The following is a 20,282-nucleotide window of genomic DNA, read 5'->3' on the forward strand; positions in this document are numbered from 1 at the left end:
TCCAGCGCTGGCGACCCCCTCTCCCCGTTTTTCACGGGGAGAGGGCAGGGGTGAGGGGTAGCGCAAACGCCCCTTAACCAGGCCTCAATCTCCCAGCGGCTCCATCTCCTTGCCCGTCCTGTGGATCTGGGCGTTGTATTTGATGCGGCGGACCGTTTCGCGGGCCGAGCCGTCGAGCTTGTAGGCGGCCGCCACCGCCATCAGGTCGATCGCGGCCAGAAAGGCGAAGCGCGAGGCGGTCGGCTTCAGCGTGTCGGGATATTCGGGCACCGCCACCGTCAGCCTGACGTCGCAGGCGCGGGCAAGCTCGGTGTCGGGCGCGGTCACGCCAATCGCGTTGGCGCGGTAATGCTTGGCGAGCTCGACGGCCTCGATCACTTCGCGGGTGCGTCCGGTCGCCGAAATGGCGATCACCAGGTCGCCGGGCTTCAGGGTCGAGGCGGTCATCCGCATCAGATAGGGGTCGCATTGGGCGACGACGGTGATGCCGTAGCGGAACAGCCGGTACTGGGTTTCCTGCGCCAGCGCCGACGAGCTGCCGCCGAGGCCGAACACCGTGACCTGGCGCGCATTGGCGATGAGCTCGGCGGCTTTCACCAGCTGCGCCGGATCAAGCTGCCGTTCGGCCTCCTGCAGCGCCCGGCGGGCCTCGCCGAACACGGCATTCCAGAACGGCATGCCATTGTCGCTGCTCACCGGCGGCGGCTTGCTCAGATAGAGCGCGCCGACGACCAGGCTCTGCGCCAGCTTCAGCTTGAAATCGCGAACCCCTTCGCAGCCGATGGCGCGGCAGAACCGGGTTACCGTGGGTTCGCTGACCTGGGCGCGCTGGGCGAGCACGGCATTGGAGGCGTCGACCGCGAATTTGACGTCGTCGAGCACGACATCGGCGACGCGCCGCTCCGCCGGGCGCAATTCACCGTAAGAGTCCTTCACCAGCGAAATGATGTCGGGGATGCGCCTGACATGATCGCGTCCATCGGCTTCGTCGCCCGAGGTCGGCCGTCCTTGGCCGTCTGCTTCGGTCATGACTCATCCCTGCCGTTCGTGGACTCGACCTCTACCGTATTTGCGCGGCCAGTTTGCGAAGTATGTAGGAAAGAAACAAGCTTTTCAAGAAATAGAAAAGCAAATTTAAACAACAATGTAAGCGCAGTGCGAACGATCCCGATGATTAGAGCCGTGGTCGCCGTTCGACCGCAAGTCGGAGAGTTACGGGACGCGCGACTCCCCTTCTCCCCCTGTGGGAGAAGGAAAGGGCAGCGATGCCCCCTCAGCCCGTGCGTCGATGCTGATCCGAACCGCCATCCAGCCACGCGATGTCGTCGGGCGAAAGCGCAATGTCGAGGGCCTGCAGACTGTCCTCCAGTTCGTCGAGCGTGCGCGGTCCGATCAGCGGGACGGACGGGAACGGCTGGGCCAGGACGTAGGCGAGCGCGACATGGATCGGGCTCTTGCCCAGCCTGTTGGCGAGCTCGATCGCCCGGTCGCGACGGCCGAAATTTTTCTCCGAGTACCAGACCCGGACCAGCTCTTCATTGTCACGCTGGTCGCGCCCGGCGCGGCCGGTGAAGAAACCCCTTCCCTGGCTCGACCAGGCGAAATTGGGCATCTGCCGGGCGGTCAGCCAGGCCTTCCATTCGTCGCTGGACGAGGTGACGCAACCCGGCCAGATCGGCACCAGCATCTCGGCCAGCGAAAAATTGTTCGAAAGCGCGCCAGGCTTCTGCTTGCCGGTCCGTTCGGCATAGGCAATCGCCTCGTCCATTCGTTCCTTCGTCCAGTTCGAGCCGCCGAACGGACCGCGAATGCGGCCAGTCCTGACCTCTTGATCCATCGCGTCGACGAATTCGTCGACCGGCACGTCGGGATCGTCGCGGTGCATGAAATAGACATCGACATGATCGGTCTGCAGCCGGTCGAGCGACTGGGTGAGCTGCCTGCCGATCACATCGGGATAGCAGAGCGGGGTGTGCGCGCCCTTGCCGATGACCACCGAGTGCTCACGCACGCCGCGGTTCTTCAACCATTGGCCGAGCAGCGTTTCGGTGTAGCCGCTGCCATAGATGAAGGCCGTGTCGAAGACGTTGCCGCCGGCTTCGAAATAGGCATCGAGCAGGATCATGCCGGAGGAGAAGGTGCGAAAATCCTCGAAGCCGAGCGCCAGGCACGAGGCCCGCCGCGGCAGGCCCGGAATTTCGCGCTTCGCAATGATGGTGCCGCCGGAGCGCAGCCGCCGGCCAGAAATGGTGTCGACGCGTTTTTCGGGTTTTTCGATCTCGTATTCGAGCCCGATGGCGGCACGCCATTTGTCGAGCACACGCAGATTGCCGAGACTGTCGGCCCAGCCCATGCCCGGCCAGGCAAACTCCTGCTTTCCGGCCAGGATCGCCTCGCCGGCGGCGTCGACCTCGAAAGCGTAGAGCCAGCGGTCTTCCCTGACCTCGACCACCTCCTCACCGCCTGAACGGATGATGCGGATCTCGCCGGTGCCGCCTTCCCTGCCGCTCGCATACCAGAAATCCGCGACCTCGATGCGGCCTTTGGTACCAAGGATGCGCAGGACATTGTCCTGGGCGAGCGAAATCCCGCAGGAGACTTCGGCGACGATGCCGTTGGGAAAATGCAGCAGCGCCGACGCCCATTCGTCGACGCCGGACTGGCCGAGATGCGCCGCACCCGCCACCTTGTCCGACTCGGCGAAAGGCTTTCCCGATGCGGCCCCGGCAATCAGCCGCGCCATCGAAACGGGGTAGCCGCCGACGTCGAGAATGCCGCCGCCGGCGAGATCGTTGGCATAAAGCCGGTGCTCCGGCATGAAGCCAGGCATGGCGAAGCCGAAGCTCGATTTCACCATGCGTACCTCGCCGATTGCGCCGGACCTGACGAGGTCGACCAGCTTTGCCGTCTGCGGATGCAGCCGGTACATGAAGGCCTCGCCGAGAAAGGTGCCGGCCCTGCGCGCTGCATGGATCATCGCGTCGGCCTCGAAAGCGGTGAGCCCCATCGGCTTTTCGCAAAGCACATGTTTTCCGGCCTCGGCCGCCTTGATCGCCCATTCGGCATGGCTGGGATGCGGCGTCGAAATGTAGACTGCGTCGACGTCCGGATCGGTGAGCAGAGCCTCGTAGCCGTCGAGGATGCGGGCACCGGGGAAGTTTTCAGCGAGGCCTGATTTGCCGGGATTGCGCGCACCAATGGCGACCAATGTGCCGGTGCGCGAATGGGCGACGCCGCCGGCAAAGGCCTTGGCGATGGTGCCGGGCCCGAGAATGCCCCAGCGGATTTTTTGTGGTTCGGACGTCATTCCTGGATCTCCTTGGGGTCGCCTCGGCGTCGCGAGTTGGTGAAAGAAAAATTGCGTGTCTTGGTGTGCATGGCGTTGTCCCAAACCGCTGCGCGGTTCACGCCCGAGGGCATGCTTTTGGGCACTAGCGAATGCGAGCACCTGACTTGTCGAAGAGAAGCGATTGGCCAGCCTTGATCGACACCACCATGTGGTCGCCAGTCGCCCGCTGCCGCGACGCCTCGCGCTCCATGATCAGTTCCTCTGGTCCGGCATTGGCATAAATGTAGCTCACCGATCCGAGGTGCTCGGCGACATCGGCCTTGACGGCGATGTCGCAATCGCCTTCGCCGGCCTCGAAGAAATGCTCCGGCCGCACACCGAGCACGACCTCGGCGCCGACCGCAGGCGGGGCGCCCGACAGCGGTTTCTGCAGCCGAGCGCCGCCATGGTTGGCGAGTTCGAGGAGCGTTGCATTGCCGTCGTTGCCGACCACTTGTGCCGCCAGAAAATTCATCTTCGGCGAGCCGACGAAACCGGCGACGAAGCGGTTGGCGGGGTCGTCATAGAGATCGAGCGGCGCGCCGATCTGCTCGATATTGCCGGCGTTGAGCACGACAATCCTGTCGGCCAGCGTCATCGCTTCGGTCTGGTCATGCGTCACATAGATCATGGTAACGCCGAGCTCCTTGTGCAGGCGCGAGATCTCGACCCGCATCTGCACCCTGAGCTCGGCGTCGAGATTGCTCAGCGGCTCGTCGAACAGGAACACTTGCGGCTCGCGCACGATGGCGCGGCCGATGGCGACGCGCTGGCGCTGGCCGCCCGACAATTGCCGCGGGCGCCGCTTCATCAGCTCGGCGATGCGCAGGATCTCGGCGGCCCGCTTCACCCGCCGCTCGGTGTCAGCTTTCGGGTTGCCGTTCATCCTGAGCCCAAAACTCAGATTCTGCTCGACGCTCATGTGCGGATAGAGCGCGTAGGACTGGAACACCATGGCGATGCCGCGGTCGGCCGGCTCCACATTGTTCACTACCTTGCCGCCGATGGCGATCTCGCCGCCGCTGATGTCCTCGAGCCCGGCGATCATCCTGAGCAGCGTGGACTTGCCGCAGCCGGAGGGGCCGACGAAGACGACGAATTCGCCGTCCTCGACGTCGATGTTCGCGCCGTGAACGATCTCGAAGACGCCGAAGCGCTTGACGACATTTTTGAGTGTGACCGCTCCCATGCTGATCCTATTTGATGGCGCCGGCGGCAATGCCGGCGACGAAATGGCGCTGCAAGAGCACGAACACGACGAGCATCGGCACGGTGAGCATCACGGCGCCCGCCATGATGCCGCCCCACGACACTTTGGTGAGGCCGATCAGCGTGCCGAGCGCCACCGGCGCCGTCATCGCGCCGGGCTTGGAATTGATCAGCAGCGGCCAGAGATAATTGTTCCAGGAGGCAAGGAACAGGATGATGGCGAGCGCCGCCAGCATCGGCCGCGCCAGCGGCAGCGCTACGAACAGGAAGATCCGCCATTCCTTGACCCCCTCGACGCGAGCGGCATCGAACAGATCGCCCGGCATCATCGAGAAGCTCTGCCGCATGAACAGCACGCCGAGCGAATTGAACAGCGGCGGCACGATCAGCGCCACCCAGGTGTTGGCGAGCTTGAAATCGCGCGCCACCATGATGAATTGCGGGATCAGCACGACAGCATAGGGCAGCGTGATGGTGCCGAGGATGATGGCGACGACAACGCCCTTGCCGAAGAACTGGTAGCGCGCCAGCGCCCAGCCGGCCATCGAGGTGAGCAGCACCGACAGGAACGTATAGGTCACCGCCACCGAGACCGAGATGCCGATGGCGCCGATGAAATTGGTGTCGCGCTGCAGGTTGTTGACGTTGTCGAGGAAGCTGCCGTGCGGCAAAAGCTCGATGCTGGGGCTGAAAATGCCCCTGTCGGGCATGGTCGAGAAGATCACCATCATCCACAGCGGAAACAGCCAGATCAGCGCCAGCGGCGTCAGGAAGAGATGCAGCGCGATGCTGCGTCCCAATCTGGAGGAGGAGCGGCTGGAGGAGGAACGGCTCGAAGCGGAACGTGAGCTCATTTCGGCTCCCTCGTCAGCCACAGTTGCACCAGCGAGATGGCGATCGCCAGCCCGGCCATGGTGTAGGCGATGGCCGAGGCGTAGCCGAAATTGAGCGACCTGAAACCCTGGCGGTAAAGCAGCAGCCCGAGCGTTTCGGTGCCGCCGCCCGGCCCGCCGCGCTCGGTGATCAGGAACGGTTCGGTGAACAGCTGCATGGTGCCGATGATCGACAGCACGGCGCAGAACACGATGATCGGCTTGAGCAGCGGCAGGGTGATGTAGAAGAACTGCTTGAGCTTGCTGACGCGGTCCAGCGTCGCCGCCTCATAGACATCCTGGGGGATGGACTGCAAGCCGGCGAGCAGGATGATGGCGTTGTAGCCGGCCCAGCGCCAGGTCACCGCGATCATGATCACCGCCATCGCCGGGGTGACGTTGGAAAACCAGTCGATACGCGGCAGGCCGACGCTGTTCAGCAGCTTGTTGATGATGCCGTAGTCGAGATTGAACATCAGCCGGAACACCGCCGAATAGGCGACTTCGCCGACCACGACCGGGGCGAAAAAGGCGAAGCGGAACAGGCCACGGGCCTTGAGCAGCGGCGAATTGAGCAGCACCGCCATGACGATCGCCAAAGTGATCATCACCGGCACCTGGATGACGAGGATGAGCAGCGTGTTCTTCAAGGCGTTGAAAAAGGCCGGGTCGCCGATCAGCCGGCCCCAGTTGAAGGTCGGCGCGAACCGCCACGGCACGGTGCGCGTCGCCTGGAAGGAGATCAGGAAGGAGTTGATGATCGGCCACAGCCAGAAGATCGAGAAGATCAGCAGATACGGCGCGAGGAAGCGGTACGCCGTGGCGTTCTGATAGCGCATCGTTGCCTCCTTCGCTTCCCGTTTCTAGGTTCACCGGCCTGCCTTGCCTTCTCCCCTTGTGGGAGAAGGTGGATTGGCGCGCAGCGCCAAGACGGATGAGGGGTGCTGGACGGAATGAGACGTTGGTGTTCCCTGGAACACCCCTCATCCGACCTCGCTTCGCGAGGCCACCTTCTCCTACAAGGGGAGAAGGGGAGTCGCGTTCAGATCACTCTTCGACCGGCAGGCCGGTCGCCGAGGCGATCTGGCTTGCGGCATCGTCGAGCGCCGCCTTGGCGTCGGGGTAGCCGCCGCCGAGATATTTGGTCTGCACTGCGCGGACGATGATTTCCGCGTCGCTCTGGAACGGCGTGCCGCGGCTGGGGACGACTTTCGGCAAGGTGCCAAGAATGTCCTTCCACACCGCCTGGCCGCCCCAATAGGGCTGGCCTTCGGAGACATAGGGGTCGTCGAGCGCCGAGATCAGCGACGGCACCAGGCCAAAACCCATCAGCATCGCTATCTGGCCCTCATTGGTCGCGAGCGAATATTTCAGGTAGGCGTAGGCGGCTTCCTTGTTGTTCGACACCGAGGTGATGGCGAGCGAGGAACCGCCGAGATTGGCGGCGCGCGGGCCGTCGGCGGTGAGGCTCGGCATCAGGTAGACGCCCCATTTGCCGCTGCCGTCGGGCGACTCGGTGCGTATGGTGCCCTCGTACCAGCCGCCATACATCTGGCTGGCGACCTTGTCGGCGGTGTTGTTGGTGATCTTGGTGCCCCAATCGGCCGAGGTGATGATGCCGGCGTCCTTCATCTCCTTGATCTTGGTCATCGACGCCACGCAGCCCGGCTGGTTGACGGTGATCGACTGCCCGTCGGCGGCGAAATAGGCGCAGCCCTGCTCGTTGGCGATCATGCGGAAGAATTCGGAGTCGCCGTTGAAATCGGCGTTGGTCATGGTCACGCCGGGATTGGCCTCCTGGATCTTCTTGCCGGCGGCAATGAAATCGTCCCAGGTCTTGATCGAGGTCGGGTCGACGCCGGCCTTCTCATAGAAGTCGCGGCGATAGTACATCGCCACCGGGCCGGAATCCCACGGCATCGCATAGGCCTTGTCTTCCACTTCGAGCTCGGTGCGCTTGAAATCGGGGAATTTTGCCTGGTCTTCGGCGGTATAGCCGAGCGTATGGAGGTCGACGAAGCAGTCCGGGAACTGGCTCCAGTAGTTCTCGGCCTCACCGTTCTCGATCGTCACGATGTCCGGCAGCCCCTCTCCGCCGGCGGCGCAGCCGGCGATCGACTTGTCATAGGTCGGCTGGTTGCCGAGATCCTGGACCGTGACCTTGATGTCGGGGAACTGCTTGTTAAAACCTTCTATGGTGGCCTTCAGCGACGAAGCGGCGACGTTCCAGCTCCAGATCGTGATTTCGCCGGATTGCGCAAAGGCCGGGGCTGAGCCCAGGGCAAGCGCGAACGCGGCGCAGGTCAGTGTGATGCGCATTGAAATCCTCCCATTTCATTTGCTCTCTCTTCGCGAGCATGGCTAGACTAGGCGCTGGCGAACGCTTGTCCGCGACAAAGGGAATAAAGAATGGGCGGAAAGTAAGATGCTGGAAAGGCCGTTTTACCAGCCCGGCGCCAGCAGCGTGGAGGGTCTGCCGCTGCTGCTGCAGATGTTTCACACCCAGCCCCTGGTGATGCTGAAGCCGCATTGGCATGCCCAGGTCGAGGTGAATTTCATCGTCCGCGGCGCCGTGCACTACCGCATGGACGAGCACGAGATCGCGCTTTCGGCCGGCGACATGTGCCTGTTCTGGGGCGGCCTGCCGCACCAGATGGACGATGCGTCGGACGATGCCGTCTATGCCGGCGCGCATCTGCCGCTGGTGCACTTCTTCCGGCTGCACCTGCCCGCCGACGTCCGCAACCGGCTGATGACCGGCGCGACATTGGTGACCAATGCCACCGACCGGTCCGACAGCGACAATTTCGAGCGCTGGAACCGCTACGTCCGCTCGGGCGATGCGGGCAAGGCCGAGCACGCCGTCAACGAACTCTTGCTGCGGCTGGAGCGGGTGCGCTTCGAACCCTACCGGCTGGTACCCGAAACGCCGATCGAGCAGGAAGCAGGCAGCCCCTTCGACCAGCAATCGCTGCGCAATGTCGGGCGCATGTGCGACTTCATCGCCGAGAATTTCCTCTACGACATCGACTGCGTCGACATCGCGGCGGCGGCCGACATCCATCCCAAATACGCCATGAGCGTTTTCAAGAAGTCGACCGGCATGACGCTCAACGAGTATGTCAATTTGTTGCGGCTCAGCTACGCCCAGGCGCTGCTGATGCACCAGGACGCCAACGTGCTGCGCGTCGCCATGGACTCCGGCTTCGGCTCGCTCAGCGCCTTCAACAAGTCGTTCCGCAAGCTGGCCGGCATGTCGCCGTCGGATTTTCGCAGAGGCGCGGGCGCCCGATAGTCGATGCACAGGACATGGCTGGGGGACCCGGCGCCGAACACCAAGGCGGTCACGGTTTGGTTTGGCGCCCACGCAACAATGCACCACCGGCCCTGAGGCCGGTGGTGCTCTCTGGACCGTCTGTAGGGGCAGGACCGTTCCAGGGGATCCCTTAGGATCGGACTCGAATGTCGGCCTTTTCTTGACCCACAGCATCGGCCGAACAGATGAAGGAGCCCGCCAACTGACCAAGAATCTCGATGCTACGATGCGCCGCCGCGCACACATGATTTGCAATTTTATTCGGCGTCGGCTGGCTGGTGCCGTGCAGCCCAAACGCGAAAAAGCCGCGGCGAACCGCGGCTTTTCGATGCTTGATTCCCCTTCCGGGAAACTGGAGCGGGTGAAGCGATTCGAACGCTCGACCCCAACCTTGGCAAGGTTGTGCTCTACCCCTGAGCTACACCCGCTCGCGCGGCTTTTGGGCCGCAAGCCGAGCCTATATGGCTGAAGGGCGCGGCGATTGCAACAGGGAAATCGCAGGTTTTTTGGGCCGCACCCGGCGACGTAAACGAGCCTTCCCTGGCCCGGACAGGAACGCAATCGGCAGCCTTGCTGCGCAACGGTCTTGTCTCGGCGGCGTCATTGGCCGTAAACGGCATGATCCGAACCGCGACAACAAGCCAAACCGCAACAACAGAAGGTCCGACAAGAAACGACATGCCGAAAACCGAAGCCGAGCTTTTCGCCTTTCTCGCCGATCTCGGGATCGAGGTCTCGACCCTGCGCCATCCGCCGCTGTTCACGGTCGCCGATTCGCAGGCGCTGCGCGGGGAAATCGCCGGCGGGCACACCAAGAACCTGTTCCTCAAGGACAGGAAGGACAATTTCTTCCTGGTCAGCGTCGATGAGGAGGCGGTGGTCGATCTCAAGCAGATCCACCAAATCATCGGCGCCGCCGGGCGCGTTTCCTTCGGCAAGCCGGAGATGCTGATGGAGCTTCTCGGCGTCGTTCCGGGTGCGGTCACCGTGTTCGGCTTGATCAACGATAGGCAGTTGCGGGTCAAGGTCGTTCTCGACCAGGAGTTGATGCGCCATGCCGTCATCAACGCCCATCCGCTAACCAACGAGGCGACGACATCGATCGCCGCCGCCGACCTGGTCAAATTCGTCGAGGCAACCGGGCATGATGCTGTTATCTTGAAAGTCACGGCATGATCGCCACATGGATGACGATAAACCGACTTCTGAGTGAGAATTAAGGATGTTGCGCCGGGCTGGCGGCCGGGCGGCGACCGAAAGGGCACGAGATGAGCGACAACAATCAATTTGGCGGCCCATTTGGCGGCAATGGCGGACAGTATGCCACCAGTGTGCAGTATGGCGGCACTGACGCCAGCCCCGCGAAAGTCGCGCTTGGCGACCCGCCTGTCGCCGTCGACGTCATCAAGGAGACGACGACCGCAGCATTTGCCGCCGACGTCATCCAGGAATCGCGCCGTCAGCCGGTGCTGGTCGATTTCTGGGCGCCATGGTGCGGGCCCTGCAAGCAGCTGACGCCGCTGCTGGAAAAGGCGGTCACCGCCGCCGGCGGCAAGGTCAAGCTGGTCAAGATGAACATCGACGACCATCCTTCGATCGCCGGACAGCTCGGCATCCAGTCGATACCGGCGGTCATCGCGTTCAGGGACGGCCAGCCGGTCGACGGCTTCATGGGCGCTATTCCCGAGAGCCAGATCGCCGCGTTCATCCAGAAGGTCGGCGGCAACAAGAATGGTGCGCCGCAGGTGGCCGAGGCGCTTGCCGCGGCCGCGGAGGCGCGCGCCGCCGGCGATGTGCAGACCGCAGCGGATATTTACGACGCGATCCTGGAACAGGCGCCGGAGACGATCGAGGCCATTGCCGGGCTGGGCGATCTGCTGTTCGAGGCCGGCGATGCCGAGGGCGCCGAAGCCGTGCTGGCGCGGGCGCCGGAGGCCAAGAAGGATGCGCCGCCGCTCGCCGCGCTGCGCGCCAAGATGGCGCTTGCTGCGCAGGCGGCAGCACTTGGCAATCCGGCCGAGCTCGAGCGACGCCTGGCTGAGAACCCCGGGGATCATCAGGCACGTTTCGAGCTTGCTATGATCCAGAACGCCAACGGCGAGCGCATGGCCGCAGCCGACAATCTGCTGGCGATCGTCAAGGCCGATCGCTCGTGGAACGACGACGGCGCCAAGACGCAGTTGCTGCAGTTCTTCGAGGCATGGGGCATGACCGACGAGGCAACGCTGGCGGCGCGGCGCAAATTGTCGTCGCTGCTGTTTTCCTGAGCGCAGCCTCAAGCTGTTTTTGCGTGACGGTCTTGCGGTCGGCGACGGCTGCGCCAGATTAGGAGGCCTGACCGATCCGTTCTTCGCCTGGTGACGATTTTGCGCCAGGTTGCTAAGGGATGGGCGGGCTTGATGCGCTTCTTGAGGGAGCGAGCGGAGGTTTGACGTGCAGGCGGGAAACGCGCATTACCGGCTCGATACGGATTTCCCGCCGACGGTGCCGATCTTCCCGCTTGAAGGCGCCTTGCTGCTGCCGGGCGGCCGCATGCCGCTCAACATTTTCGAGCCGCGCTATCTGGAGATGGTGGACGAGGCGATCGCCGGACCGCGGCTGATCGGCGTCATACAGCCCAGCCTCGACGGCGCGCGGCGTGCCGACGGCGAGCCGGCGCTTTGCAATGTCGGCTGCGCCGGACGCATCATCGCGCTTTCCGAGAGCGGCGACGGCCGCTACCTGATTTCGCTGCAAGGCGTGTGCCGGTTCCGCATCGTGCAGGAGCTTGCGGTCAAGACGCCCTTCCGCCAGTGCCGGTTTGCGCCCTTTCTCACCGATCTCGACGAAGATCAGGCGGAGGCCGAGATCGACCGGCCGGCGCTGCTCAAGGCATTTCGCGCCTATTTGCAGGCCAACGATCTTGAAGCCGACTGGGAAAGCGTCAGCCGCGCCGAAAACGCCATGCTGGTCAATGCGCTGTCGATGATGGCTCCCTACGGGCCGGCCGAGAAACAGGCGCTGCTCGAAGCGGCGGACCTGAAGACACGCGCCGAAACGCTGATCGCCATCACCGAAATGGCGCTGGCACGCGAAAACGAGGATTTCGGCTCGAGTTTGCAGTAGGCAAAGTAAAAGGAACGCTGGGACTAAGCCAATTGCGGAAGTCGGCGCCGCCCCTCATCGCCCTGCCGGGCACTTCTCCCCGTATAGGGACGGGGAGAAGGGGCTTTCGGCAGCCTTGGCGGACGTTCTGCAACGCGGGTGATTGGCGAAACCATCGATGAGAGCGTCCCTCTCCCCGTCACTATACGGGGAGAGGATGCCGGCAGGCAGGTGAGGGGCAGCGTCAACGCACGAAGACTGAGGACGAACGAGAGGACTGGCAAAAATGGTGGACGGGCGTGAGGGAAAGAAGGTCAATGTCGATCCCAAGCTGCTGGAATTGCTGGCCTGTCCGCTGACCAAGGGTCCGCTTAGCTGGGATCCGGAGCGCGGCGAGCTCATCTCGAGGGTCGCGCGGCTTGCCTATCCGGTGCGTGACGGCATTCCGATCATGCTGCCTTCGGAGGCACGCTCGCTCCCCTTCGACGACGGATTGCCGCCGCCGCGGTTGGGTGGGCCGTCCTGAAGCGTGGTGATCCTTCGCTGTCCCGCCGACACATCCCCTATTGAAAATTGCGCCCCTTGGGCATGACCCTTTCTGCCTTCCCCGCGATGTCCTGCCGGTCGTTTTGCACGACAGGGACATCGGGCTTCTCCTGCAAAAGCACGGACAGCCAGGGTGTCAGGTCCTCGACCTTCTCGGCGACGATGTGGATGACGTCCGATTCCGACTGCAGTTTGCCGGTGACGCGGACCAGCCGCGCGCCCATGACAATGGGCCGGTAGCGGTTGAAGGTTCTTTCCCAAAAAATGACGTTGGCGACCGCCTGCTCGTCTTCCAGCGTCAGGAAAATCGCTTTGGCGTTACCCGGCCGCTGCCGCACCAGGACAAGGCCGGCGACCGAAACGCGCTTGCCGTCCCGAACCTGGCCGAGGCGCGCATTGGGGGTGACGCCGGAACGGTCGAGCCGCTGGCGCAGAAAGGCAAGCGGATGCGCCTTCAGCGACAGGCCGAGCGAGCGGTAGTCGTGGACGACGTGCTCGCCGAGCGGCATTGTCGGCAGCCTGGTCTCGGGCTCGAGATCGCGCAAGCGGATCTCAGGTCGGTCGAACAGCGGCAGGGTCTCCGTGGCACTCCTGCCGTCGAGCGCGCGGACCGCCCACAGGGCGTCGCGGCGGTCGAGGCCGAGCGAACGGAAAGCGTCGGCTTGCGCCAGCTTCTCGATCTCGTTGACGTAGAGGCCCGAGCGCAGCCAGACATCGCGAACGGATGCGTAGCGGTCGCCGCGTCTGGCGACAAACACCTCCATGCGCTCCTTCGACAGGCCCTTGACCTGGCGAAAACCCAGCCGGACGGCATGATTGGTCCGGATGACGCCGCGCATCTGGGCATGGCGGTCGAGAATGCGGGTTGGATCGAAAGGCACTTCTTCCAGCGCGCAATCCCAACCGGAAAAATTGACGTCGACCTCGCGGATTTCAACGCCATGGTCGCGCGCGTCGCGGACAAGCTGAGCCGGCTGATAAAATCCCATCGGCTGGGAATTCAGGATCGCGGCGCAGAACACGTCGGGATAGAAGGTCTTGAACCAGCAGGAGGCATAGACCAGCAGGGCGAAGGAGGCGGCATGGCTTTCGGGAAAGCCATATTCGCCAAAACCCTCGATCTGCTTGAAGCAGCGCTCGGCGAAGTCCTTTTCGTAACCCCGCAAAATCATGCCGTCGACCATCCGCCTGCGATAATTGCCGATCGTGCCGGTGCGCTTGAAGGTGGCCATGGCGCGGCGCAGTTCATCGGCCTCGCCCGGCCTGAAGCCGCCGGCGACGATGGCGATCTTCATCGCCTGTTCCTGGAACAGCGGCACGCCCAGCGTCCTGCCGAGTATCTCTTCCAGTTCCGGCTTGGGATATTCGGGCTTTTCCTTGCCTTGCCGGCGGCGCAGATAGGGGTGGACCATGTCGCCCTGGATCGGGCCGGGCCGCACGATCGCCACCTCGATGACGAGGTCATAGAATGTTTTCGGCCTGAGCCGCGGCAGCATCGACATCTGGGCGCGCGATTCGATCTGGAAGACGCCGATCGTGTCGGCGCGGCAGATCATGTCGTAGACATGTTTGTCCTCGGCAGGGAGGGTGGCCAGCACATAGGGCCGGCCAAAATCATCCCGCGCATCGGGATAATGATCCTCAAGCAGCGTGAAGGCGCGCTGCAGGCAGGTCAGCATGCCGAGCGCCAGCACGTCGACTTTCAGGATTTTCACCGCGTCGAGATCGTCCTTGTCCCACTCGACCATCTTGCGTTCGTCCATCGCCGTCTTGATGATGGGCACGATCTCGTCGAGCCGGTCCCTGGTGATGACGAAGCCGCCGACATGCTGCGACAGATGACGGGGAAAGCCCATGATCTCGTTGGCGCATTCGATCACCTGCCTTGTCGACGGATCGGTCTGATCGAGGCCGCCGGCCCTGGTCTCCTTTTCGCCGAGCTCCGAGGTCGACCAGCCCCAGATCGAGCTGGACAGCGCGCTCCTGACATCGTCCGACAGGCCCATCGCCTTGGCCACTTCGCGCATCGCCGACCGGCCCCGGTAGCTGACGACGGCCGCGGCAAGCGCGGTGCGCTTGGCGCTGTATTTCGAGTAGATATACTGGATGACCTCCTCGCGCCTTTCATGCTCGAAGTCGACATCGATGTCGGGCGGCTCGTTTCTTTCCTCGGAAATGAAACGCTCGAAAAGCGAATCGATCCGCTCAGGCCCCACTTCGGTGATGCCGATGCAATAGCAGACCACCGAGTTGGCCGCGGAGCCACGTCCCTGGCAGAGTATGCCCTGGCTGCGGGCAAATTTGACGATGTCGTAGACTGTCAGGAAATAGCGCGCGTAATTCAGGCGCTCGATCAAAGCGAGTTCTTCGCGGATGCGCCTGGTCACATCGGCGGGAACGCCCGAGGGGTAGCGTATCGCGGCTCCCTCCAGAGCCAGCCTTTCCAGTTCGGCCTGGGGCCCGAGGCCCGATTCCGTCGGTTCGTCGGGATAGTTGTATTGGAGGTCACTGAGAGAGAAGCTCAATTCGCCGGCAAAGTGCTGCGTTTGCGCCAGTGCCTGCGGATGCCGCCGGAACAGCCGCGCCATCTCCATTGGCGGCTTCAAATGGCGCTCGGCATTGGCCGCCAGTTCCAGCCCGGCTTCGGCAACAGGCACGTTGAGGCGGATCGCCGTCAGCACGTCCTGCAACCGGCGCCGTTCGGACGTATGGTAAAGAACGTCGTTGGTCGCCATCAGCGGAATGCCTGATGCCTCGGCCATGGCAGCCGCCTGCTCGACACGGTAGCGGTCGTTGCCGTGATAATCCGGCGAAACGGCAAGCCGCAGGGTCTTGCCGAAGCGATCTTTCAGGCGGCTGATCAGCCTGAGATCCTGCGCCGGCGCCGACAAATCCGGCAGGATCGCCAGCGACATGCGATCGCCCCATTCGAAAAGGTCGTCGCGATAGAGCAGCGGTGCGCCCTTTTCGCTGTCGTCGCGCATATTGGCCTGCGTCAGCATGCGGCACAGATGGCCCCAGCCCTTGCGGTCCTGCGGATAGGCGAGAACGTCGGGCGTGCCATCACAAAAAACCAGGCGGCAGCCGGGATGACAGGAAAGACCTTCCACCTTGGCCTGTTGCCAGGCGCGCACGACGCCAGCCACCGTGTTGCGGTCGGCAAGCCCGATCGACGAAAAGCCCAAAAACTTTGCCGCGACCACCAGCTCCTCCGGTTTCGAGGCGCCGCGCAGGAACGAGAAATTCGACTGGATGCCGAATTCGGCGTAGGGAACGACCGCCAGCGCATTCATGCGAAGACCCCGTGCATGAACCAGCGCGGCGCCGCCTGCGAGGCGCCGTAGAGCCCCTGGCGATAAAGCCAGTAACGGCGGCCGTCGCTATCCTCGATGCGGAAATAATCCCGGGTCGCTTCCTGCCCCGCTGCCTCCCGCCACCATTCCGCGGCGATGCGTTCCGGCCCTTCGGCGCGCGCCACCCGGTAGAGCGCGCGCCGCCAGCGGAAGTTCAGCGGCGGTCCTTCAGGCATTTCGGTGGCCGGCACCTCGATCGGCTCGGGCGAGCGGAACAGCCGGATCGGCCGTTCCGGCCGCAAGACAGGCCTAGTGTCTTTCATCTTGCCCGGCGTCTTGTCCGGCTTCTTCGGCGCAGAGACCCTTTGCGGCGCCTCCGCATAGGAATGCGTGGCGACGGCGCGCTCGGGCAGATGACTCTCGACGGCAACCGGTTTCAAAACCGCGCTGTCACCGAGCCGGGCGCGGATGCGGTCGGCGAAAAGGGCGATGTCGGCGCCGTCATCGCGCGTCTCGCCGGTCAGATCCGCCTGCTGCATGTCGGAGGCCGCGGCCGACAGCACCGAGAGGCGCACGAGATCGAAGCCATAGCCGGCATCGATGTCCTGTTCGAGCGCGGCAAGCCTCTCGTGGAACAATTTCTGGATCAGCAGCGGCTCGCGCAACGGCCGCGAGGTGCCGACGGCGATGCGGCTGACGGCGCCGTCGACGCGGAAAAGCAGCAGCGCCAGCCTTCTTGCGCCCTCGCCGCGGCGCTCGAGGTCCGCCTTCAATGTCGTCGCCAGCATTTTCACCAGCCGCTCTATTTCGTCAGTCAGCATGATGGGTTCTGCGAGATAGCGTTCGACCGAAAGCGGCGCCACCGGCAGGCGCGGCGACACCGCCTCGTCGAGGCGGCCGACTGCCTGGTCGAGGCGCAAAAGCAGCGATCTGCCGAAGCGGCGGGCGAGCGGCGCGCGCGGTGCTGCCATGACGGCGCCCGCCGTGCGCAGGCCGACGCTTTCCAGGCTGGCGCGGATGTCAGGCTCGATGCGCAGCGCCGTCAGCGGCAAGGGTGCGAGAAGCGCCTCCTCCTCGCCACCGGGGACGATGCGATCACCAGAAAACCGCGCTGCCGCCCAGGCTGCACCTGGTGTGGCGGCAAGGCCGGCGCGGACATCGAAACCCTGATGGAAAAAGCGCGACAGGATGTCGTCCAGCATCGCCCGTTCGCCGCCGAAAAGATGGGTGCAGCCGGTGACGTCGAGGAACAGGCCATCGGCTGCGTCGATCGCCACCAGCGGGGTGTAGCGGTCGCACCAGTCGGCGAGGCTTTCGAGCAGGCGGCGGTCGCCCTCGGGATCGGCTTCCACGACGTCGATCGACGGATGCATGGCGCGCGCGTCGGCTATGCCCATGCCGCGCTTCAGATGAAGCGCCTCAGCCCGCTCGTCGAGGGCGGCGATGCGCTGCGCGTTCGCCTGGCGATGGCTGATCACCAGCGGCAGGTGATCCGACGGCCGCGAACGCCAGGACCGCCCCAGACGCTGGCGCAGGATCCTTTCCGCGGCGAGATGCGGAAACCACAGGGACAGGATTCGCTGCCCGTTCTTGCCGTCTTTCCCCGGCCCTTCTTTCCTCGAAACTGCGTTCATCGGGGTTCCACTCCAGTGTGAATTGTCCTGGCAAGGCGGTGCGGCTCTTGCCGATGCTGACGGTGAAGGCGGGACGGCCGATCGAGCCGGCGAGCGGCCCGGCGATCGTCTGGCGTGGTGCCGACGGCGCCGCCGACAGGACGAGGCGGACGGGTGCCGCCGTCGGCTCGGGTTCGCCGGCCTGGCGCAGCAAAAACACCGGCCGGCCGGCGCTCTGTGCCCGGGCGTGCAGCCGCCGCGTCGCGGTGAGGTCCAGCCGCTGCGGACTGCCGCGGATTTCGAGGATGACGGCGGCGAGCGCCGTCATCCGGGCGGCCTCCTCGGCGGTCCACAGCGCATCGAGGAGCCTTGGCGCCTCGGAAAACAGCAATTGCTCCGGCTCGATGCCGAAAAGGCGATGAAGTCCTGTGGCATAGGGGAAGCCGGCCTCGCGGAAGATTTCCGCGGTGCCGATCCACAGGACCGGCAGTCGCGGCCCCTGTTTGAGGATCAGGCTGACGAGCGACAGGGCGAAGCCGGCGACGGCCCCGGCATCGCGGGTCGCGGCGCCATGGATCTCGCTCAGCGCCGCCTTCGGCAGGCCGCCGCCGAGCGCAGTATCGAGATCTTCGGCGCCGGTGCGCAGAAACGCATCGGGCGGCGCCACGGCGAGGCCGCGGCGGACGATTGTCAGATTTTTGGGCGTGACATCAGCTGTTGGATCCTGGGGCGTGACATCAGCTGTTGGATTCCGGGGCGCATCAACGGGGGCTGCGGCCGGCGCCTGCAGGCGCTCGGGCAGCGTTCCCTCGATCTTCGCGATCTGGCGGCGCAGGGCAAAAACAGTCTCCCGCGCCACGGCGCTTGTCGCCATGACGGTCAGCTTCCACTCACAATTGTTCCTGTTATGTTCTAATAGATTCCAGAGGGCGGCCGAAGAGTCAAGCGGAGTCATGGGGAATTTATTCCTGTCAGGGAAAGGCGGCAACCCGGCTAATTGCCGAGTCCGGCGCGAAAGCCTATATGCCGGGATCAGAAGGACAAAGCATGGCCCGCATCTACAAAACCCGTACCTGGCACGACGAGCTTTCGCCGTCGATGGAGGAAATGGAGTTCCTGGCGCTAGAAGCTTACGCCCATCTGCCGGAGGAGTTTCGCAAGCTGACCGGCGAGATCGTCATCCAGATCGCCGAATTCCCGACCGACGAAATCATGGACGACCTGTCGCTGGAAACGCCTTTCGACCTGCTCGGCCTGTTCGAGGGGCGCGGCATCGCCGAGCGCTGGAATCCGCAGACCGGCGAGGGGCCGAACCGCGTCACGCTCTACCGCCGCGCCATCCTCGACTACTGGGCCGAGAACGAGGAGACGCTGGGCGATATCGTCACCCATGTGCTGATCCACGAGATCGGCCACCATTTCGGCCTGTCGGACGATGATATGGAGCGGATCGAAGAGGCGGCCGAGTAAAGGGATCGACGTCTCATTCCTTCGCGGCCCCCCTCTGTCCTGCCGGACATCTCCCCCTCAAGGGGGAGACTGGCAGCTTTGGCCCGCACCGCACACCCTGCAACTCTGAAGATTGGCGAAAGCCGATGCGACATCCGATCTCCCCCCTTGAGGGGGAGATGTCCGGCAGGACAGAGGGGGGTGCTGGCCCGCCGACATCTGGAAGATGTTTATGCTCGATGCGATGTCACCAATCGCTGAGCTTGGTGCCAGGGCCGTATTCCTGGCCCTCGACATCCTTCACCACGGCCTGGCCGCAGCGCATGACCTTGGTCTGCTTGTCGTAGGAATAGGTTGGCGAGCCGAACAGGTGCCAGCCCTTGTTCAGCGCTGCCGTCACCTTGTGGCAGAAGCTGGAATCGTCCGGGCCGGACAGAAAGCGGTAGAGTTTCATTTTTCATTCCTGTGATAAGTTGCCAATCATGCCGCGCTGGCGGCCGCCTTCGCCAGCAGTTTCTCGGCCTGCGCCAGATGCAGCCGCTCGAGCATTTTTCCGTTCAGCGCAATGACTTGCCTGCCGGCATTTTCGGCAAGCGCGAAGGCCTCCTTGACCGCACGCGCCTCGGCCACGGCTTCGGCAGATGGTGCAAAGGCGCGGTTTGCGGCATCGATCTGGGCCGGGTGGATCAGCGATTTGCCGTCGAACCCCATGGCGGCTGCTTCCGTGCATTCGCGCGCAAAAGCGTCCAGATCACGAAAATCGTTGAAGACACCGTCGAGCAGGTCGAGGCCACCGGCGCGTGCTGCGAGCACCATCTGCATCAGCCATGGCGTGAGATAGCGCCGGTCGGGCGTAGCGAGAATGCCGGTGTCCTTGACCAGGTCGTTCGTTCCGGCAACGAAACAGACCAGCCGCGAGGCCGGATCGCGGCCAAGCTCGGCAATCGGGCCGATGTTGAGCAGCGCCTTGGGCGTCTCGATCATCGCCCACAGCTTCACCGCGTCGGGTGAAAAATTGTCGTCGAGGACGTCGCCGGCTTCCAGGACGTCGCGCGGCGTGTCGACCTTGGGCAGCAGGATGGCGTCGGGCTCGCAGCTTGCCGCCGCCAGCAAGTCCTTGGCGCCCCATTCGCTGGAGAGCGGGTTGATGCGCACGACCATTTCGCAGCGCAGGTTTGCGCGGTGAGCGAAAATATCAGCCAGTTTTTCGCGCGCAAAAACCTTGTCGGCCGGGGCGACGGCATCTTCGAGATCGATGATGACGGCATCGCAGGCCAGCGACGAGATCTTGGCCAGCGCCTTGTCGTTCGAGGCCGGGACGTAAAGCACCGAGCGGCGCGGGCGGCAGGGTTCAGTCATGCCTGATCTATGCCTTCTGGAGGCGATCGAAGCAAGCACACAGGGCAATCGCTTCGGGCAGTCATAGCTTGCATTGGACGCAAGCCAATCATCGAAGTTGGCGCCGCCCCTCATCGCCCTGCCAGCCCCTTCTCCCCGTATAGGGACGGGGAGAAGGGGCTGGCGCAGCCTCGAAGCCATTCTTGCAACGCTGGTGATTGGCGAAACCGGCGA

Annotated in this window: 17 protein-coding genes and 1 tRNA gene; 6 read left to right on the plus strand and 12 right to left on the minus strand. The window is 63.9% G+C overall.

The features are described 5' to 3' along the window. Window positions 1-84 precede the first annotated feature (84 nt). The 6 genes from AC0L28_RS04740 to AC0L28_RS04765 all read right to left on the minus strand — a co-directional run bounded on the left by AC0L28_RS04740 (window position 85) and on the right by AC0L28_RS04765 (window position 7,728). The gene (locus AC0L28_RS04740) at window positions 85-1,029 is read right to left on the minus strand and encodes a MurR/RpiR family transcriptional regulator (RefSeq protein WP_473475922.1); all 945 of its coding nucleotides are present in this window, start codon (window positions 1,027-1,029) and stop codon (window positions 85-87) included. 244 nt (window positions 1,030-1,273) lie between these two features. After that, window positions 1,274-3,307 carry an aldo/keto reductase gene (locus tag AC0L28_RS04745; protein ID WP_473475925.1) on the minus strand — a complete coding sequence of 678 codons (2,034 nt, stop codon included), beginning with the start codon at window positions 3,305-3,307 and terminating at the stop codon, window positions 1,274-1,276. A 124-nt stretch (window positions 3,308-3,431) separates the two neighbouring features. After that, a complete protein-coding gene (locus AC0L28_RS04750; RefSeq protein WP_473475927.1) occupies window positions 3,432-4,517 on the minus strand; it encodes an ABC transporter ATP-binding protein in 1,086 nt (361 codons plus the stop codon). Between the two features lie 7 nt (window positions 4,518-4,524). Beyond that, window positions 4,525-5,391, minus strand: coding sequence for a carbohydrate ABC transporter permease (locus AC0L28_RS04755; protein ID WP_023802708.1), 867 nt, complete (start codon window positions 5,389-5,391; stop codon window positions 4,525-4,527). Continuing rightward, window positions 5,388-6,248: a carbohydrate ABC transporter permease gene (locus tag AC0L28_RS04760; RefSeq protein WP_023802709.1), complete on the minus strand. Its 861-nt coding sequence runs from the start codon at window positions 6,246-6,248 to the stop codon at window positions 5,388-5,390. Before AC0L28_RS04760 ends, AC0L28_RS04755 begins: the two co-directional genes overlap by 4 nt. A 208-nt stretch (window positions 6,249-6,456) precedes the next feature. Beyond that, window positions 6,457-7,728, minus strand: a complete 1,272-nt coding sequence (locus tag AC0L28_RS04765; protein ID WP_473475929.1) for an ABC transporter substrate-binding protein — start codon at window positions 7,726-7,728, stop codon at window positions 6,457-6,459. A gap of 106 nt (window positions 7,729-7,834) precedes the next feature. Between AC0L28_RS04765 and AC0L28_RS04770 the strand changes: the two genes are divergently transcribed. After that, a complete protein-coding gene (locus AC0L28_RS04770; protein ID WP_023802711.1) occupies window positions 7,835-8,704 on the plus strand; it encodes a helix-turn-helix domain-containing protein in 870 nt (289 codons plus the stop codon). A 374-nt stretch (window positions 8,705-9,078) separates the two neighbouring features. Here AC0L28_RS04770 and AC0L28_RS04775 read toward each other — a convergent pair. Then, window positions 9,079-9,153, minus strand: a tRNA-Gly gene (locus tag AC0L28_RS04775). A gap of 250 nt (window positions 9,154-9,403) precedes the next feature. Here AC0L28_RS04775 and AC0L28_RS04780 point away from each other — a divergent pair. The 4 genes from AC0L28_RS04780 (at window position 9,404) to AC0L28_RS04795 (ending at window position 12,335) form a co-directional block, all read left to right on the plus strand. Then, window positions 9,404-9,901 carry a prolyl-tRNA synthetase associated domain-containing protein gene (locus AC0L28_RS04780; protein ID WP_473475932.1) on the plus strand — a complete coding sequence of 166 codons (498 nt, stop codon included), beginning with the start codon at window positions 9,404-9,406 and terminating at the stop codon, window positions 9,899-9,901. 92 nt (window positions 9,902-9,993) lie between these two features. Continuing rightward, window positions 9,994-10,992 carry a thioredoxin gene (gene trxA / locus AC0L28_RS04785; RefSeq protein WP_473475934.1) on the plus strand — a complete coding sequence of 333 codons (999 nt, stop codon included), beginning with the start codon at window positions 9,994-9,996 and terminating at the stop codon, window positions 10,990-10,992. 166 nt (window positions 10,993-11,158) lie between these two features. Beyond that, a complete protein-coding gene (locus tag AC0L28_RS04790; RefSeq protein WP_023802714.1) occupies window positions 11,159-11,830 on the plus strand; it encodes an LON peptidase substrate-binding domain-containing protein in 672 nt (223 codons plus the stop codon). Window positions 11,831-12,095: 265 nt separating this feature from the next. Continuing rightward, on the plus strand, window positions 12,096-12,335 hold the full coding sequence (locus AC0L28_RS04795; protein ID WP_023802715.1) for a Trm112 family protein: 240 nt from the start codon (window positions 12,096-12,098) through the stop codon (window positions 12,333-12,335). Between the two features lie 37 nt (window positions 12,336-12,372). On the opposite strand, the gene AC0L28_RS04800 is transcribed toward AC0L28_RS04795, so the two are convergent. From AC0L28_RS04800 to AC0L28_RS04810, 3 genes are read right to left on the minus strand one after another with little or no spacing between them, the layout of a single operon-like run. After that, window positions 12,373-15,648, minus strand: coding sequence for an error-prone DNA polymerase (locus AC0L28_RS04800; RefSeq protein WP_473475936.1), 3,276 nt, complete (start codon window positions 15,646-15,648; stop codon window positions 12,373-12,375). Then, window positions 15,645-17,126 (minus strand): DUF6504 family protein, encoded by a 1,482-nt coding sequence (locus tag AC0L28_RS04805; protein ID WP_473475937.1) that lies wholly within the window; start codon window positions 17,124-17,126, stop codon window positions 15,645-15,647. Before AC0L28_RS04805 ends, AC0L28_RS04800 begins: the two co-directional genes overlap by 4 nt. Continuing rightward, the gene (locus tag AC0L28_RS04810) at window positions 17,068-18,135 is read right to left on the minus strand and encodes an ImuA family protein (protein ID WP_473475939.1); all 1,068 of its coding nucleotides are present in this window, start codon (window positions 18,133-18,135) and stop codon (window positions 17,068-17,070) included. Before AC0L28_RS04810 ends, AC0L28_RS04805 begins: the two co-directional genes overlap by 59 nt. Window positions 18,136-18,308: 173 nt before the next feature. Here AC0L28_RS04810 and AC0L28_RS04815 point away from each other — a divergent pair, with 173 nt between their 5' ends. Further along, window positions 18,309-18,731: a metallopeptidase family protein gene (locus AC0L28_RS04815; protein WP_023802719.1), complete on the plus strand. Its 423-nt coding sequence runs from the start codon at window positions 18,309-18,311 to the stop codon at window positions 18,729-18,731. A gap of 226 nt (window positions 18,732-18,957) precedes the next feature. Here AC0L28_RS04815 and AC0L28_RS04820 read toward each other — a convergent pair whose 3' ends face one another. Both AC0L28_RS04820 and AC0L28_RS04825 read right to left on the minus strand, forming a co-directional pair. Further along, the gene (locus AC0L28_RS04820) at window positions 18,958-19,164 is read right to left on the minus strand and encodes a DUF1737 domain-containing protein (protein WP_023804277.1); all 207 of its coding nucleotides are present in this window, start codon (window positions 19,162-19,164) and stop codon (window positions 18,958-18,960) included. 26 nt (window positions 19,165-19,190) lie between these two features. Next, window positions 19,191-20,069, minus strand: coding sequence for an HpcH/HpaI aldolase/citrate lyase family protein (locus AC0L28_RS04825; RefSeq protein WP_287225081.1), 879 nt, complete (start codon window positions 20,067-20,069; stop codon window positions 19,191-19,193). Between the last annotated feature and the right edge of the window lie 213 nt (window positions 20,070-20,282).

Source organism: Mesorhizobium sp. WSM4847 (assembly GCF_055811335.1).